The sequence below is a fragment of the Pseudomonas sp. 5Ae-yellow genome (genome assembly GCF_014077575.1).
GTDB classification, from domain to species: Bacteria; Pseudomonadota; Gammaproteobacteria; order Pseudomonadales; family Pseudomonadaceae; genus Halopseudomonas; species Halopseudomonas neustonica.
Genome location: NZ_JACGWE010000158.1, coordinates 1 through 253 on the forward strand (window position 1 = coordinate 1; position 253 = coordinate 253).

At 58.5% G+C, this 253-nt stretch carries 1 pseudogene; it reads right to left on the reverse strand.

Features of this window, described 5'->3' with window-relative positions:
* Positions 1–128 (reverse strand): annotated as a pseudogene (locus tag H4J77_RS20130) (IS3 family transposase); the annotation flags it as partial.
* Positions 129–253 lie beyond the last annotated feature (125 nt).

The following is a 253-nucleotide window of genomic DNA, read 5'->3' on the forward strand; positions in this document are numbered from 1 at the left end:
GGGACTTCAAGTGGTTGCCGGGGGCGCTGCAGCTTCTTACGTCGCCTGGTGCGTACCTGCAGTTTTTCCTCGGTATATATCCGGTACGTTCGCTTGCGGTTGATCACCAAGCCCTCGGTCTTCAACAGTAAGCGATCCATAAACCCCGTATTGCGATGATCGTTGCAGATCAGTAAGCAACCGGGCCGCAGCGCCAAGGCAGCAGCGCTTCGTAGTCCTCGGCGGACGCTGCCAGCGGCAGCCGTTCCATTAC